The organism is Pantoea sp. SGAir0183 (assembly GCF_043545505.1).
Genome location: NZ_CP028053.1, coordinates 2,959,691 through 2,974,685 on the forward strand (window position 1 = coordinate 2,959,691; position 14,995 = coordinate 2,974,685).

At 53.6% G+C, this 14,995-nt stretch carries 16 protein-coding genes; 4 read left to right on the forward strand and 12 right to left on the reverse strand.

Annotated features, from left to right (window positions below; translation table 11 throughout):
* Nucleotides 1–38: 38 nt before the first annotated feature.
* From C1N59_RS13745 to C1N59_RS13785, 9 genes are all read right to left on the reverse strand, one after another.
* A complete protein-coding gene (locus C1N59_RS13745) occupies nt 39–506 on the reverse strand; it encodes a YbjO family protein (protein WP_033737659.1) in 468 nt (155 codons plus the stop codon).
* Nucleotides 507–579: 73 nt separating this feature from the next.
* The gene (gene potI, locus C1N59_RS13750) at nt 580–1,425 is read right to left on the reverse strand and encodes a putrescine ABC transporter permease PotI (RefSeq protein WP_375096527.1); all 846 of its coding nucleotides are present in this window, start codon (nt 1,423–1,425) and stop codon (nt 580–582) included.
* Nucleotides 1,422–2,384 (reverse strand): putrescine ABC transporter permease PotH, encoded by a 963-nt coding sequence (gene potH, locus C1N59_RS13755; protein WP_039341374.1) that lies wholly within the window; start codon nt 2,382–2,384, stop codon nt 1,422–1,424. The genes potI and potH overlap by 4 nt, the downstream gene beginning before the upstream one ends.
* A gap of 9 nt (nt 2,385–2,393) precedes the next feature.
* Entirely contained in the window at nt 2,394–3,527 is a 1,134-nt protein-coding gene (gene potG / locus C1N59_RS13760) for a putrescine ABC transporter ATP-binding subunit PotG (protein WP_033737661.1), read from the reverse strand.
* Nucleotides 3,528–3,637: 110 nt separating this feature from the next.
* On the reverse strand, nt 3,638–4,747 hold the full coding sequence (gene potF, locus C1N59_RS13765; RefSeq protein WP_033737662.1) for a spermidine/putrescine ABC transporter substrate-binding protein PotF: 1,110 nt from the start codon (nt 4,745–4,747) through the stop codon (nt 3,638–3,640).
* Between the two features lie 492 nt (nt 4,748–5,239).
* Nucleotides 5,240–5,719, reverse strand: coding sequence for a type III secretion system chaperone family protein (locus C1N59_RS13770; protein ID WP_033737663.1), 480 nt, complete (start codon nt 5,717–5,719; stop codon nt 5,240–5,242).
* Nucleotides 5,720–5,805: 86 nt separating this feature from the next.
* Nucleotides 5,806–6,708: a 30S ribosomal protein S6--L-glutamate ligase gene (gene rimK, locus C1N59_RS13775; protein ID WP_054687952.1), complete on the reverse strand. Its 903-nt coding sequence runs from the start codon at nt 6,706–6,708 to the stop codon at nt 5,806–5,808.
* A 22-nt stretch (nt 6,709–6,730) separates the two neighbouring features.
* Nucleotides 6,731–7,453: an oxygen-insensitive NADPH nitroreductase gene (nfsA, locus tag C1N59_RS13780; RefSeq protein WP_054687953.1), complete on the reverse strand. Its 723-nt coding sequence runs from the start codon at nt 7,451–7,453 to the stop codon at nt 6,731–6,733.
* A 16-nt stretch (nt 7,454–7,469) separates the two neighbouring features.
* On the reverse strand, nt 7,470–7,724 hold the full coding sequence (locus tag C1N59_RS13785) for a DUF1418 family protein (protein WP_054687954.1): 255 nt from the start codon (nt 7,722–7,724) through the stop codon (nt 7,470–7,472).
* Between the two features lie 236 nt (nt 7,725–7,960).
* Here C1N59_RS13785 and C1N59_RS13790 point away from each other — a divergent pair, with 236 nt between their 5' ends.
* Nucleotides 7,961–8,224, forward strand: a complete 264-nt coding sequence (locus C1N59_RS13790; protein ID WP_033737667.1) for a GrxA family glutaredoxin — start codon at nt 7,961–7,963, stop codon at nt 8,222–8,224.
* Between the two features lie 105 nt (nt 8,225–8,329).
* On the opposite strand, the gene ybjM is transcribed toward C1N59_RS13790, so the two are convergent.
* The gene (gene ybjM / locus C1N59_RS13795) at nt 8,330–8,695 is read right to left on the reverse strand and encodes an inner membrane protein YbjM (RefSeq protein ID WP_033737668.1); all 366 of its coding nucleotides are present in this window, start codon (nt 8,693–8,695) and stop codon (nt 8,330–8,332) included.
* Nucleotides 8,696–8,949: 254 nt separating this feature from the next.
* On the opposite strand from ybjM, the gene C1N59_RS13800 reads away from it, so the two are divergent.
* On the forward strand, nt 8,950–10,638 hold the full coding sequence (locus C1N59_RS13800; RefSeq protein WP_033737775.1) for an aspartate:alanine antiporter: 1,689 nt from the start codon (nt 8,950–8,952) through the stop codon (nt 10,636–10,638).
* Between the two features lie 367 nt (nt 10,639–11,005).
* Complete coding sequence (gene ybjG, locus C1N59_RS13805; protein ID WP_033737669.1) at nt 11,006–11,611, forward strand: undecaprenyl-diphosphate phosphatase; 606 nt, start codon at nt 11,006–11,008, stop codon at nt 11,609–11,611.
* A 91-nt stretch (nt 11,612–11,702) separates the two neighbouring features.
* On the opposite strand, the gene C1N59_RS13810 is transcribed toward ybjG, so the two are convergent.
* On the reverse strand, nt 11,703–12,905 hold the full coding sequence (locus tag C1N59_RS13810; RefSeq protein WP_058701041.1) for a serine hydrolase: 1,203 nt from the start codon (nt 12,903–12,905) through the stop codon (nt 11,703–11,705).
* Between the two features lie 273 nt (nt 12,906–13,178).
* Here C1N59_RS13810 and C1N59_RS13815 point away from each other — a divergent pair, with 273 nt between their 5' ends.
* Nucleotides 13,179–13,835 (forward strand): HAD family hydrolase, encoded by a 657-nt coding sequence (locus tag C1N59_RS13815; RefSeq protein WP_058701042.1) that lies wholly within the window; start codon nt 13,179–13,181, stop codon nt 13,833–13,835.
* Between the two features lies 1 nt (nt 13,836).
* Here the strand turns inward: C1N59_RS13815 and C1N59_RS13820 are convergent, their stop codons facing one another.
* Nucleotides 13,837–14,973 (reverse strand): PQQ-dependent sugar dehydrogenase, encoded by a 1,137-nt coding sequence (locus C1N59_RS13820; RefSeq protein ID WP_394549737.1) that lies wholly within the window; start codon nt 14,971–14,973, stop codon nt 13,837–13,839.
* Nucleotides 14,974–14,995: the final 22 nt, after the last annotated feature.

Here is a 14,995-nt window from a genome sequence, read left to right on the forward strand (position 1 = left end):
GTATTGCCTGTCGGGAGGGTGAGCGGAGCGCGATTGTATCACCGCTTACGAAAAAATGCGCGGCTACTGGCGGGCAGAAACAACAGCAGGAATACCGCCAGGTCGGGCAGTTTTTGCTGCAAGGTGTGGTGAATGATCTGCAGATTACTTTCGCCGTCAATACTGAAAATTTCCGGATAGATCCCGCCCGTGGAGGCCATCAGCATGTAGCACAACACCACAATCTGCACCACGACAAATCCCCAGCGCCCGCGATTGCTCCCGCGCATCAGGGTAAAGGCACAGCGCAGCTCAAATAAAAAAATGATCTGACTGGCAATGAAAATCAACGTGGAATCCCAGGACTGCGCACTGCGATGGAGAAAGTTGATGATTTCGGTATAGCCCAGCGCGTTCACCAGCATCAGCACGCTGAGGCAGCGCGTGGCAATAATGGCGATGCCGGCCACCGTAACGGGCACCGGCGCATCCGGTAAAACAGAACTGTGCTTCAGGGTTTCCGACATGTCCTCGACTCCGCCACGCGATAAAAAGGCTGGATAAACCAGCCTTTATCTATATTGGCAAACGTCAGGCATTTCAGCCACGTTTAGCTTTCTGAATATCGCTTAAACGCTGTTTTTCTTCATGCGCCATCACGCGCCAGGCGATAAAACCGACAATGCCCACGACAAACAGGATGAGTGACGCCAGGGCGTTAATCTCCGGATTGACCCCACGACGCACCGTGGCAAAAATCGCCATCGGCAACGTTGTCGCGCCCGGCCCGGTGACAAAGCTGGCAATCACCAGATCGTCCAGCGATAAGGTAAAGGCCAGCAGCCAGCCGGTGACGATAGCGGGTGCAATCATCGGCACCGTAATCACGAAAAACACCTTCAACGGCGTTGCGCCCAGATCCATCGCCGCCTCTTCAATGGAACGGTCCAGCTCACGCAGGCGCGAGTTAATCACCACCGCCACGTAGGCTGTACAGAAGGTCACGTGCGCCAGCCAGATGGTCAGCGTGCCGCGTTCGCTTGGCCAGCCCAGCGCATTACCCAGCCCCACAAAGAGCAGTAACAGCGACAGACCGGTAATCACATCCGGCATTACCAGCGGTGCAGTCAGCATAAAGGCAAAGCCGTTATGCCCACGAAAACGCCCAAAGCGCACGATAATTACCGCCGCCATGGTGCCCAGCACCACCGCCATGGTGGCGGAAAGCGCGGCGATGGTCAGGCTCAGCACCACCGCATCGATCATGGCATCGTCCTGGAACAACACCTTATACCAGTGGAAGGAGAAACCTTCCCACACCGTCACCAGCTGCGAGCTGTTGAAGGAGTAAACCACCAGCAGCAGCATCGGCGCGTAGAGAAATAAAAAGCAGCAGGCCAGGATGACTGTGCGCCAGGGAGAGCGGATCGTTGGCAGATTGTTCATCCCTTCTCTCCCATTTCGCGGTTTTGGTGTTTGTGGAACCAGATAATCGGCAAAATCAAAATCAGTAAGATGATCACCGCCAGTGCCGACGCCACCGGCCAGTCACGGTTGTTAAAGAACTCCTGCCACAGAATGCGGCCAATCATGATACTGTCCGGGCCGCCCAGCAGCTCAGGGATCACGTACTCGCCGACCGCCGGAATAAACACCAGCATGGATCCGGCAATGATGCCGCCTTTGGTCAGCGGCACAATCACGCTAAAGAAGGTTTTCAGCGGACGCGCGCCCAGGTCCAGCGAGGCTTCCACCAGCGAATAATCAATGCGCGTCAGCGCGGTATAGATCGGCAGCACCATAAACGGCAGATAGCAGTAGACGATGCCAATGTACACCGCCGTGTTGGTATACAGGATGATCAGCGGATGATCGATCACCCCCAGCCACAGCAGGAAACGATTAAGAATACCGTTATTGTTCAGCAGCCCCATCCACGCATAAACCCGCACCAGAAACGATGTCCATGAGGGCAGAATCACCAGCAGCAGCAGGATGGATCGCATTGAAGGCTTACTGTGCGCGACCGCCCACGCCAGCGGATAACCTATCAGCAGGCAAATCACCGTCGAGATAGCGGCCACTTTTAATGACTGCAGATAGGCGTCAATGTAGAGCGGATCGTCGCTGAGCGTGACGTAGTTGCCCAGATTGAGCACCAGGCTCAGCTGATCGTCAGCCCAGTTAACCAGTTCGGTATAGGGCGGAATGGCGCGCGCAATGTCGGCAAAACTGATCTTAAGCACGATCAGGAAAGGCAGCAGAAAGAACAGCGTCAGCCATATGTAAGGTAAGGCAATGACCAGCTTGCGCCCGTGCTGCATTTTGACGCGCGTTGCCCAGCGCTGCAGCGGCGTGCCCAGCAGTTTGGCAGGGGCTTTAGTGCGTTGAAAAATCTGGCTCATCCCGCCTCCTTAAACCGTCAACACCACGCAGCTGTCGCTGTCCCAGCACAGGCGAACTTCATCGCCCCATGTCGGTAGCCCTTTGCGGTAGCGATGTTCATTTTGCAACTGGGCGCTCAGCATCTGACCGCTGTGCAGGCGCACGTGATAAATGGACAGATCGCCCAGGTAGGCAATATGGACCACTTCACCGACGGCAAAGTTACAGCCATCCGCCGGCACCGTTTCGCACAGCATCACTTTTTCCGGGCGCAGCGCAACATGTACCGGCACGTTATCGACCACCGACACGTCCGAATCGACTTTAAGCGGATGTTTCAGGCCCGGGCTGTCAATCACCAGGCCATCTGCCTGACGCTCACGCAGCAGACCTTCAAACACATTGACCGAACCGATAAATTCCGCGCTGTAGCGGCTGGTCGGATGCTCATAAATCTCCTCCGGCTCGCCGATCTGCACAAATTTGCCCCGGTTCATGATAGCGATGCGCCCCGCCATCGTCATGGCTTCTTCCTGATCATGCGTCACCATCACGCAGGTTGCCCCCACCCGTTCCAGGATATCCACCACTTCCAGCTGCATCCGATCGCGCAGCTTTTTATCGAGCGCGCCCATTGGCTCATCCAGCAGCAGCAGTTTTGGCCGTTTTGCCAGGCTGCGCGCCAGCGCCACGCGCTGACGCTGGCCGCCCGAAAGTTGATGGGGTTTGCGCTTAGCAAACTCCTGCATATGTACCAGCGATAACATTTCTTCGACACGGCTGGTAATTTCGCCTTTAGCCAGCTTGTCCTGTTTCAGCCCGAACGCAATGTTCTGCTCCACCGTCATGTGGGGAAACAGCGCGTAACTCTGAAACATCATATTAATGGGACGCTGATAGGGCGCGACATGCGACAGATCGTGTCCATCCAGCACAATCTGCCCGCTGGTGGGCTGTTCAAAGCCTGCCAGCATGCGGAGTAAGGTCGATTTACCACAGCCGGATGCGCCGAGCAGGGCAAAAATTTCGCCTTTATAAATAGTCAGGCTGACATCGTCCACGGCATGCTGGCCGTCAAAGGATTTTGTCAGATTACGAATTTCCAGTAACGGCGTTAACGCTTTTGCCGTTTTAGTCTGCGGGCGTGGGATGGCATCGTTCACTCATATCTCTCCGGAGCCAGGCGGAACAACGCGGCAAACAGTGCCGCTAAAAATGGCACAACAGAGGCCGGGACTGCGCCTCTGTTGCTGTAGCAGGACATGCCGTTTCGTTACTTACCGCTTTTAACCTTAGTCCATGCACGCGTGCGCACACGATCCAGTTTAGGATCCTGTACCTTCAGTACAAACAATTTGGCCATGGCATCCGGCGTAGGGTAAATGCCCGGATTGTTGCGGATATCGGCATTAATCAGCGGCAGAGACGCTTTATTGCCGTTGGCATAATTCATTTTGTTGGACACGTCAGCGATGACTTTCGGATCCATGATGTAGTTCAGCCAGGTGTAAGCCGCGTCCACATCTTTGGCATCTTTAGGAATCGCCATCATATCAAAGAACGCCAGTGCGCCCTCTTTCGGTACGCTGTAGCCGATATTAACGCCGTTCTTCGCTTTTTCTGCGCGATTTTTTGCCTGAAGAATATCGCCGGACCAGCCGATCGCCACACAGATGTTGCCGTTGGCCAGATCGTTAATGTATTGCGACGAGTGGAAGTAACGAATATTTGGACGCAGCTTCAGCAGCAGATCGGTCGCGGCACCGGAATAATCCTTAGGATCGCTGCTGTTCGGATCTTTGCCGAGGTAGTTCAGCACGGTCGCGAAAATTTCTTCAGGTGCATCCAGGAACGAGACGCCACAGCTTTTCAGTTTTTCCAGGTTCTCAGGTTTCAGCACCAGATCCCAGCTGTTGACCGGCGCATCCGCACCCAGTGCGGCTTTGACTTTTTCAACGTTGTAGCCAATGCCAGTGGTGCCCCACAAATACGGAATGGCATATTTATTACCCGGATCGTGCTGGGCAACCTTCTCCATCAACGCCGGATCAAGATTTTTATAGTTGGGCAGTTTGCTTTTATCCAGCGGCTGGAACACGCCAGACTGCAGCTGACGCGCCAGGAAGCTGGACGAAGGCACCACCACATCGTAGCCGGTGCTGCCGGCCATCAGTTTGCCTTCCAGCACTTCGTTGGAATCAAACACGTCATAAACCACTTTAATACCGGTCTGCTTTTCAAAGTTCGGCACGGTATCGGGCGAAATATAATCCGACCAGTTATAAACGTGCAGCGTTTTATCTTCCGCCATGGTACTGGCTGAAGCAGCCATCAGCACCCCAGCAACCACACCTGACAACCATTTTTTACGTTGGTTGAACATGTTTTTAATCCTCCTGAGCGGGTTATAACAACGCTGCACATCAGTGATCCGACATTGCGTTTTTATGATTTAAAAATCAGTGACACAATGAATCATTATTCAGTGGACGTTTAATAGTAAAAACCTATACCAGCACGGTATTCCTGCGGTTAGTGCCGCACCGCAAGCATAGCCGCCCCGTTCGGGGTTAACCATACCTCAGCGTAAAAAACGCCTGAACGTAATATTTTATGCATGTTTAAGCTATGAGGTTCGGCTTTTACGGCATAAAGAACGTCATAAATCTGGCAATTAAGGGCTTAATGCAGAATAAAACATTACGGTTACAAAATAATCTACCTCCTTCACAATTGATAACATTGAGAATATTTGACGCTGAAGGAAAAAAACGATTGCATGACGCGTGCGGCAGGAAAGCCTGTGCCAGGGACAGGCAGCGTGACAGGCATAAAAAAGCCGTCCTGGCAGACGGCTTAATCACGGCGGTGAGGATCAGTGAAGAACGGAATGCATGCTGCTGGTGGCAACATGCTCTTCATCTTCACCCATCATCAGCAGGTTGTTGGCGAAGGCTTCCATGATGACCATGGAAATTTCTTCTTCGCTCTGCTTCATGAAATGCGAAAACTGGCCGAAGGTTAATCCGGCTGTGATCATCATCGACTGGCACACAATCAGCTTCGGCAGATTGTCATCCTGAATATCGATAAACGCTTTCACCGTTAACGAACTGGCGTTAATTTGCGACAGGTCACCCACCAGCGGAATTAACGCCGTCGGCTTCACTTCCGCCAGTGCTGAAAACAGAATGACGTTGTCTACCAGGTCGATTTTAGCGTCAAACACCCCGTCGAAGTTTTGCATATGCGGCAAATGCAGCGCCTGACAAGCATCACATTCAAACCAAGTGATATTTTGCTGATCCAGCCAACGACGCAGCAGGTCGATATCCGGAACGACAAGAGAATCCATTGTAAAATCCCATGGGGTGATAAATAAGCGACTTAGCTTACGGAAAAATGTGGTGAGTTTCCACGAAAACCACTGAAAAGCGCGGGTCAACCTGCGGTTTTAGGACGGTGCCCGGGGGCAGCGTACCGCTCAATATGATCGATCATCATACCTGCAATGTTAAGACCACTTGTAGTTTCAATACCTTCCAGACCGGGCGAGGCATTCACTTCCATCACCAGTGGACCGCGATTTGAACGCAGAATATCTACACCCGCGACATCCAGCCCCAACACCGCCGCCGCTTTAACGGCCATCAGACGTTCCTGCTCACTGATGTCAACGATGCGGGCTTTGCCGCCCCGGTGCAAATTCGAACGAAAATCGCCCTCTTTTGCCTGACGCTCAATCGCCGCCACGACCCGGTCGCCAATCACCAGACAGCGTACATCGCATCCGCGCGCTTCCTGAATAAACTCCTGCACCAAAATATGCGCATTCAGTCCACGAAACGCATCGATGACACTTTCAGCCGCCTGGCGGGTTTCCGCCAGAACCACGCCGATGCCCTGCGTGCCCTCGACGAGCTTTACCACCAGCGGCGCACCGCCCACCATGGCGATCAGGTCCTGTGTATCATCGGGCGACGAGGCGAATCCGGTCACCGGCATGTCGATGCCATCACGGGCGAGCAGTTGCAGGGAACGCAGTTTGTCCCGGGCACGCGTGACCGCAGCGGACTCATTGAGTGGATAGCTGCCGCACATCTCAAACTGGCGCAGCACCGCCGTGCCATAGAAGGTGATTCCGGTACCGATACGGGGAATCACGGCATCGAAGTGACCCAGCAACTCGCCACGGTAATGGATACCGGGCGAGGCAGAATTGATGTTCATGTAGCAGGAAAGAGGATCAATGATTTGTACAAAATGACCACGCTGTTCGGCGACTTCACGTAAACGGCGGCAGGAATAGAGCGATCCATCGCGCGACAGAATAGCCATTTTCATCAATTAAAATCCTTGGGTTGTATTAGCGTGTTGCCCAGCCCTGCTGATGCAGGTAGTCCAGCATAAACGGGCGCGTTTCTTTAATAATCAGGCGCTGAATCAACTGACTCCAGGTTTCGCTGCGCTGGTTGCTGTCGCGTTGTTCGTAATAGATCGCCGTCCGGTTATCGTAATCAGCCAGCACGGCCGGATCCACTGGTTGATAGCGATTTTCATGCACTAACATGGCCTGGGGAATACGCGGCTTCACATCCGGCACCGATTCGGGATAGCCCAGACAAAAACCAAACAGCGGCAGGACAAATTTTGGCAGCCCCAGCAGTTCTGTTACCTGAGCGATACTGTTACGGATGCCACCAATAAAAACGCCGCCCAGCCCCAGCGACTCTGCTGCAACCATGGCATTTTGCGCCATCAGCGCCGTATCGACACAGCCCAGCAGCAGTTGTTCTGCGCGGCCCAGCTGCGCATCAGGACAAATTTGCAGATGACGATTAAAGTCAGCACAAAATACCCAAAACTCAGCGGCTTCCCCTACCCATGTCTGTCCGCCTGTTAATGTCACCAGCTGCTCACGCATGGCCGGATCGGTGATACGGATGATGGATGAGCACTGCAAAAAGCTGGACGTGGACGCCGATTGCGCCGCAGCAATAATCGCTTCGCGCTGTTCAGCGCTTACCGGCTGGTCAGTGAACGCGCGAATTGAACGGTGGCTGCACAGTAAATCGATTGTCGGTGTCATAAAGTCTCCAGCTGATTTATCTTTTTTTGTCGGAAAGGTTGAACAACTGCGGCGCAAGCGCTTTCGCACTGCGCCACATCAGGAGCCAGGCGGCAGGCAACATTAGCAGAATGCCGATGATAAACAGCGCGGTAGCCAGCCCGGGTGTAGCCAGGCGGCCCGGCAGGCCAGGGAACCAGTGATTCACAACCAGCAATGCACTGGCAATCAGTAACCCACCCAGCGCTTCCATCACCAGCAGTGCTTTCGGCAATTTAGCGACGTTTTGCATGCGTTTCTCCTGCCTCAAGGCCAATCGCCCCCCAATTATGGTTAACATCCGCAAATTTGCACATCAGAGGTGTCGGGATTGTTCCGCTCTGCCGACGTGCGACGGATTCATCGGGGACGGGCATTAGACTAACAGGTAATTCCTGCTTTCTTTAAGCGCAACGAGCGGGCATCATAAGCGGCTTTTCTGACGTGATTCCGTGTCACTCACACGACGTCCCTTGCAAGGAGTTTTCGATGATTGCTGTTATTTTTGGTCGTCCCGGCTGCCCGTACTGCGTTCGCGCAAAAGAACTGGCTGATAAACTGCAAGCTGAGCGTGATGATTTCAACTATCAATACGTAGATATTCAGGCGGAAGGCATTACTAAAGCGGATTTAGAGGCCAGTGCGGGGAAACCGGTCAGCACCGTGCCGCAAATTTTCCTGGATGAGCAGCATATTGGTGGTTATACCGAGTTTGCCGCATGGACGAAAGAGAATCTGGGCTTCGTGGCCTGATTTCGCTCACCCGGTCAGCGCGCTGACCTCACGGGTGAGTTCTTCGTTGCCTGCATCAGATACCGTTCGCAGAGTGCCGGGTCTCTGATGCAGGCCGTTCCGGCCTTACTGTCTGATTGCCACAATCAGCTTCATCAGTCTGACGATTAATGCGCCGCATCCTGCCCAGAACATCCCGCTCAGGCTCCAGACCATAATATAGTCCCAGCGTGCCGGCACAGCGAAAATACCGTGCAGCAACAGCGCCGCCAGCAAGGTGCCAACAGAGGCCATGATCAACGTACTTTTCAGCGGTGCCGAGTGCTGCATAAACGCCATCAATCCACCCGGCAGTAAAAAAAGCAACAATGCAGGCTGACTGTGCAACGCATGTTTATCCAGGGCACAAAAATCCTGGGCAAAAATAAACACCAGACAATAAAGCAGACCTCCTGACAGACAGGTCGCCCAAAAATAATAACGCTGCGGCATAACTCCCCACTCATTTAAAACACGCCAAAACATCGCTTTTGACCTTGATGAGCCTGGTGGAAATAAAAATAAACAGTCGTTTTGTGTACGAATGAAAGTCGCCAATGGCTGAGAAAGTATTTTCTGATTAGAATATTACCCGCGTTATCCGCGCAGTCATTATGGATGACGTAACGGCACGCTTACGGTCTGGACAAGATAGCGAAAAACAGACCACTCTTCAATACGTTACACGTAAACAAGAAGTTAAAATGTTGAATGTTAACATCGCAGAATTGTTAAGAAGTAATGACATTTTGTTATTATTTTTCGTACTGGCGTTGGGACTTTGCTTAGGAAAATTACGTTTTGGCTCCGTCCAGCTCGGAAATTCCATTGGCGTATTAGTCGTTTCGTTATTATTAGGCCAGCAACACTTCTCGATGAATACCGATGCCCTGAGCCTGGGCTTTATGCTGTTTATTTTTTGTGTCGGCATTGAAGCCGGCCCTAACTTTTTCTCTATTTTCTTTCGGGACGGGAAAAATTATTTCATGCTGGCCATTGTCATGGTCGCCAGTGCTCTGCTGCTGGCGCTGGGCTTTGGCAAGCTTTTCGGCTGGGACATCGGTCTCACCGCCGGTGTTCTGGCGGGTTCGATGACGTCGACGCCAGTCCTGGTGGGCGCGGGCGATACGCTGCGTCAGAGCATTAGCGACCCCAGGCAGTTAGGCATCATGCAGGATCAACTCAGTCTGGGCTATGCGGTTACCTATCTGGTGGGGCTGGTCAGCCTGATTTTCGGTGCACGTTACCTGCCACGTCTGCAGCATCAGGATCTGTCCACCTGTGCTCAACAGATTGCGCGTGAGCGCGGTCTTGATGCCGACAGTCAGCGTAAGGTTTTTCTGCCCGTTATCCGCGCCTATCGCGTGGGCCCGGAGCTGGTGGAATGGAGCGGCGGTAAGAATCTGCGCGAGCTGGGCATCTATCGCCAGACGGGCTGCTATATCGAACGTATCCGACGCAACGGTATTCTCGCCAGCCCCGATGGCGATGCTGTGCTCCAGCTGGGCGATGACATTTCGCTGGTGGGCTACCCGGATGCGCACGCGCGCCTGGATCCCAGTTTCCGCAACGGGAAAGAAGTCTTTGATCGCGATTTGCTCGACATGCGAATCGTGACCGAGGAGATTGTGGTGAAAAATCACAATGCCGTGAACAAGCGGCTGAGCAAACTTAACCTGACCGATCACGGCTGCTTTTTAAACCGCGTCATTCGCAGTCAGATAGAAATGCCTATCGACGACAATATTATGCTGAACAAAGGCGATGTGTTGCAGGTCAGCGGGGAAGCCCGCCGGGTGAAAAGCGTCGCGGATCGCATCGGCTTTATTGCTATTCACAGCCAGATGACCGACTTACTGGCTTTCTGCGCCTTTTTTATCATCGGCCTGATGACAGGACTGATCACGTTCCAGTTCAGCAACTTCAGTTTTGGCATCGGTAACGCGGCCGGGCTGTTATTTGCCGGTATCATGCTGGGCTTCCTGCGGGCTAACCATCCTACCTTTGGCTATATTCCGCAGGGTGCGCTGACGATGGTCAAAGAGTTTGGTCTGATGGTGTTTATGGCAGGGGTTGGCCTGAGTGCAGGCAGTGGAATCGATCACGGTATTTCCAGTAACGGGGCGCTGATGCTGTTGTGCGGCCTGCTGGTCAGCCTGCTGCCGGTGGTGATTTGCTACCTGTTTGGTGCCTATATACTGCGCATGAACCGGGCACTGCTGTTTGGGGCGATTATGGGTGCCCGCACCTGCGCGCCAGCCATGGAAATTATCAGTGATACCGCGCGCAGCAATATTCCGGCTTTAGGCTATGCCGGCACCTATGCTATTGCCAACGTCCTGCTGACGCTGGCCGGCACGCTAATCGTCATTATCTGGCCGTTATTGCCCTTATAAAATTTTTTTACTGACGTCCAGAACTTTTTATTTTGATCACAGTCTGAATAAGTGCCACTGCTTTTCTTTGAAATCCCCAAATTGTGGAGCCCGCTGGTCTTTTTCCCGGCGGGTTTTTTTATGCCTGCTTTTCTCCCGTCCTTTTTAACACAAAAAAGTCATAAAAGTTAAACCGCATTGCAACCTCTGTGCAGATTAAGAACCTTGTGATGGACTCGCCGGGCATCTGGATTCAGGATAGCTGACTTAATTTGTTAGCAATGTGTGCTGGCAGATGCGACAGACTCCATCCGGTTTGACCTGCTTGTCAGGCTTTTTTTGGATCGAGAAAATCTGAACATCAGTAAAACGAGGAACCGTTCACGTAATGGAAGAATTAAACCGTACCCTGTTCACGGCGATTAACGCGACGCCCGACTCACCTCACTGGTTACTGCAGCTTGCCACGTTTATTGCCAGAGACGTCATTGCCATCGTGCCACTTTTGATTGTGGCGTTGTGGTTATGGGGCCCGCGCGATCAGGTTGCGTCACAGCGTGTGCTGGTGCTGAAAACCGGCATCGCGCTACTTTACGCACTGGCGATATCCTGGTGCGTTGGTCAACTGTTACCGCATCCGCGGCCTTTCGCCATTGGTTTCGGTTATCAGTTTCTTCATCACGCACCTGACGACTCGTATCCGAGCGATCATGGCACCACCATTTTTACTTTTGCGCTGGCCTTTCTCTTCTGGCACCGCCTCTGGTCAGGCGTCATCCTGATGGTCGTAGGTACCGCAATCGCCTGGTCACGTATTTATTTGGGCGTGCACTGGCCAATGGATATGCTGGGCGGCTTGCTGGTAGGTATGCTGGGTTGTCTGGCGTCGCATCTTGCCTGGCAGCTTTATGGTGAACGCCTGTTGAATGTTCTTAACCCCGCTTACCGACTGCTGTTTGCGCTACCGATTCGTAAAGGCTGGACGCAGAGTTAATCTTTTGCTGATGTCGGCGCAAACGTACGTGGATTTCAGGGCCAAACGGGCCGCCTGCCGTAAAAAAGGGACGCCCTCGCGTCCCTGATTGTTAGCTGAACCACTTCCCGAACCAGCCGTTGAACTTCATCATCACAAAATCGATCATCCGGCTGAAGAAGCCGCCCTCCGGCACATCCTGCAGCACGACCAGTGGCCTTTGTTCAATGGTTTTGCCATCCAGCTGGAAATTAATGGTGCCGACGACCTGATTTTTCTTCAGCGGCGCTTCTAACTGGGGCGATGACAGCGTATAGCTGGCTTTCAGGTTTTTCATCTGACCTTTTGGAATGGTCAGCGCGGCATCCTTCGCCACGCCCAGACTGACCTGACTCTGATCACCAAACCAGACGCGCTGCTGGGCGAACGGGGCATCCGCTTTTACTGGCGTAACCGTTTCGAAGAAGCGGAAACCCCACGTCAGCAGCTTTTCGCTTTCGCGGAAGCGAATGGCATCGCTGGCGGTGCCCAGCACCACCGAAATCAGTCGCATATCGCCCTCGGTTGCCGAGGCGACCAGATTATTACCTGCGCCTGACGTATGGCCCGTCTTGATGCCGTCAACGTGAAGGTTGGTGCTCCAGAGCAGACGGTTGCGGTTCATCTGGCGAATATGATTGAAGGTGAACTCTTTCTCTTTATTCAGTGCGTACTCTTCCGGCACGTCGCGGATCAACGCCTGACCAAGCAGCGCCATATCCCGTGCGGTACTGTACTGCCCTTCCGCATCCAGACCGTGTACCGTCATGAAATGTGTATTGGTCAGCCCCAGCGCTTTAACGTAGTTATTCATCAGCCCGATAAACGCGTCCTGACTGCCTGCCACATAGTCGGCCAGCGCGATACAGGCATCATTGCCTGACTGGATCACAATGCCTTTATTCAGCTCATGCACCGGAATACGATCGCCCGGTTTAAGAAACATCAGCGACGATCCGCGCAGTTTGGGGTTGCCGGTCGCCCAGGCATCCTGTCCTACGGTCACCATGTCATCTGGCTTAATTTTGCCGGCTTTAATTGCCTGCCCAACCACATAGCTGGTCATCATTTTGGTCAGGCTGGCTGGATCAAGCCGCTGGTCCGCATTGGACTCGGTCAGGACCTTGCCGCTGGCATAGTCGATTAAGATCCAGGCTTTGGCATCAATTTGAGGAGCATCCGGTGCCTGTACTGCCAATACAGTCATCGGTGCAATCAGTAGCAAAGAGGTGGCAGCGACGCGCCGCAGGTGAGATGAGAAGCTAGTTTTTGTCATGAGCTTGACCGGATTGTCCTTGTTAAAACGGAAAGTCAAAGGCGTGAAACCCTCTGTCAGAACGCTACCCGCTGGCGTGACTGAAAAAAACCGCTTAATCGTAAAGTTTTATAGATTTTAGTAGATTAACCCTGGCATGACCGCCGCGCGCGTGCCATTTTCCGGCAACAGTGTCGTCCATAAAAATGCGTTAAATTCCGAAATTTTCATCAGAAAGTTAAGGCCGTCACAAAACTGGGTTAACCTGACGCTATTCACTCGAGGAGAACCCGTATGGACCTGGCACTGTTTGATCTGGATGAAACGCTGATTAGTGAAGACAGCACCGGCCTGTGGCTGCGCTGGCTGGTTTCACAAGGCTTTGCGTCCAGTGAGCTGATTGAGGAAGAGCAGGCGCTTATGCGCCAGTATTACGCCGGGACGCTGTCCATTGAAAACTATATGCATAAAACGCTGTCCCCGTTAAGCGGCATGGCGACCCTGACGGTTGAGGGCTGGATCCGCCGCTTTATTCATCGCGACATTATGCCGCGCGTCTATCCTGAAGCCCGGGAACGTCTCAAATGGCATCAGTCACGTGGCGACAGAATCATTGTTATCTCCGCCAGCGGTGAACATCTGGTGACGCCGATTGCCCGCCAGTTAGGGGCCTGCGGTGCCCTCGCCATCGGTGTGGAAGTGGTGGATGAGCGCTACAGCGGCAACACCTACGGAACGATGACCTTTCAGCAGGGCAAAGTGACGCGTGTGGAAGAATGGAAAGCCCAGCGGCCGGATGAACACTACTCACATACCTGGGCTTACAGTGATTCTCTGAACGACCTGCCGATGCTGGTGCAGGCCGATTATGCTCACGTGATTAACCCTGCGGAACCGTTACGCCAGGAAGCCGAAAAACGCGGCTGGCCGGTTTACCACTGGGCGCGTTAAGTTAACCGCGGGAGGCGCTGGCGTCCTGCGCCAGCCCTACCTTCAGGAGCTTGCCGTTAGCTTCATCCGTCAACACATACAGATACCCATCCGGCCCCTGGCGGACATCACGAATGCGTTCGTTTCGCTCACCCAGCAGGCGTTGCGCCTCAACGACTTTTTCACCATTGACACGCAGTCGAATCAGTTGCTTCTCTTTCAGCGCCCCGATAAAGAGCGAGTTTTTCCACTGGGGGAAACGGGCACTGTTATAAAAGGCCATGCCGCTTAGCGCCGGTGAAACTTTCCAGTAAAATACCGGCTGTTCCGTGCCCGCCACGTGCGTGCCTTTCGATTCAGGAACCTTGCTGCCGTTGTAATCAATCCCATAGGTCGCCAGCGGCCAACCATAATTTTTCCCTTTTTCGATCACGTTGACCTCATCGCCACCACGTGGGCCGTGCTCACTTTCCCACATGACCTGTGTCCAGGGATTAAGCGCCAGGCCTTGTGGGTTACGTAAACCGTAGGCCCAGATTTCAGGCCGGGCGCCCTGCCTGCCCACGAAAGGATTATCCCTGGGGACGCTACCGTCGCCGTTCAGGCGCAGCAGTTTTCCCTGCAGCTTGTCGAGATCCTGGGCGGCGCTGCTGACAAAATTATCCCCGAAGGCAATCCACACGAACCCCTGACGGTCAAAGGCCAGCCGGGTGCCAATATTGTTGCCGCTTGAGAGCCGGGGCGTTTGGCTGATGACTTCATGAAAATCGGTCAGCTGGCGATGATCGTCGCCGAGTGTGCCATAACCCACGACGGCCCCCGCCTTGCCGTCGCTGTCCGCTTTGGTATAGCTGAGCCACACCCGACGGCTCTGGGCAAAATCCGGGGCCAGCACCACATCCAGCAGGCCGCTCTGTCGCTGCGCCCACACCGCGGGCACGCCCTTAATCGGCTCAGATAAACCGGTATCAGGTCGCCAGCTACGCAACTGGCCGGCACGTTCAGTGATGAGTAACGTCTGGTTATCCGGCAAAAAGGCCACCGACCAGGGATGGTCCAGCTTATCCTGAAGCACCTTCACCGTCAGATCATCCGCCCATAACGGGCTGGAAACGAGTAACGCGCCATTCAGTAACAGTAGGGTGGAAACACGGGTCATAGCATTCTCCAGACAGAGGCAG

What these genes read in the sequence shown, in the direction of transcription:
- C1N59_RS13745 (WP_033737659.1), bottom strand. Translation starts at nt 506, where the DNA reads ATGTCGGAAACCCTGAAGCACAGTTCTGTTTTACCGGATGCGCCGGTG.
- potI (WP_375096527.1), bottom strand. Translation starts at nt 1,425, where the DNA reads ATGAACAATCTGCCAACGATCCGCTCTCCCTGGCGCACAGTCATCCTG.
- potH (WP_039341374.1), bottom strand. Translation starts at nt 2,384, where the DNA reads ATGAGCCAGATTTTTCAACGCACTAAAGCCCCTGCCAAACTGCTGGGC.
- potF (WP_033737662.1), bottom strand. Translation starts at nt 4,747, where the DNA reads ATGTTCAACCAACGTAAAAAATGGTTGTCAGGTGTGGTTGCTGGGGTG.
- C1N59_RS13770 (WP_033737663.1), bottom strand. Translation starts at nt 5,719, where the DNA reads ATGGATTCTCTTGTCGTTCCGGATATCGACCTGCTGCGTCGTTGGCTG.
- rimK (WP_054687952.1), bottom strand. Translation starts at nt 6,708, where the DNA reads ATGAAAATGGCTATTCTGTCGCGCGATGGATCGCTCTATTCCTGCCGC.
- nfsA (WP_054687953.1), bottom strand. Translation starts at nt 7,453, where the DNA reads ATGACACCGACAATCGATTTACTGTGCAGCCACCGTTCAATTCGCGCG.
- C1N59_RS13785 (WP_054687954.1), bottom strand. Translation starts at nt 7,724, where the DNA reads ATGCAAAACGTCGCTAAATTGCCGAAAGCACTGCTGGTGATGGAAGCG.
- C1N59_RS13790 (WP_033737667.1), top strand. Translation starts at nt 7,961, where the DNA reads ATGATTGCTGTTATTTTTGGTCGTCCCGGCTGCCCGTACTGCGTTCGC.
- ybjM (WP_033737668.1), bottom strand. Translation starts at nt 8,695, where the DNA reads ATGCCGCAGCGTTATTATTTTTGGGCGACCTGTCTGTCAGGAGGTCTG.
- ybjG (WP_033737669.1), top strand. Translation starts at nt 11,006, where the DNA reads ATGGAAGAATTAAACCGTACCCTGTTCACGGCGATTAACGCGACGCCC.
- C1N59_RS13810 (WP_058701041.1), bottom strand. Translation starts at nt 12,905, where the DNA reads ATGACAAAAACTAGCTTCTCATCTCACCTGCGGCGCGTCGCTGCCACC.
- C1N59_RS13815 (WP_058701042.1), top strand. Translation starts at nt 13,179, where the DNA reads ATGGACCTGGCACTGTTTGATCTGGATGAAACGCTGATTAGTGAAGAC.
- C1N59_RS13820 (WP_394549737.1), bottom strand. Translation starts at nt 14,973, where the DNA reads ATGACCCGTGTTTCCACCCTACTGTTACTGAATGGCGCGTTACTCGTT.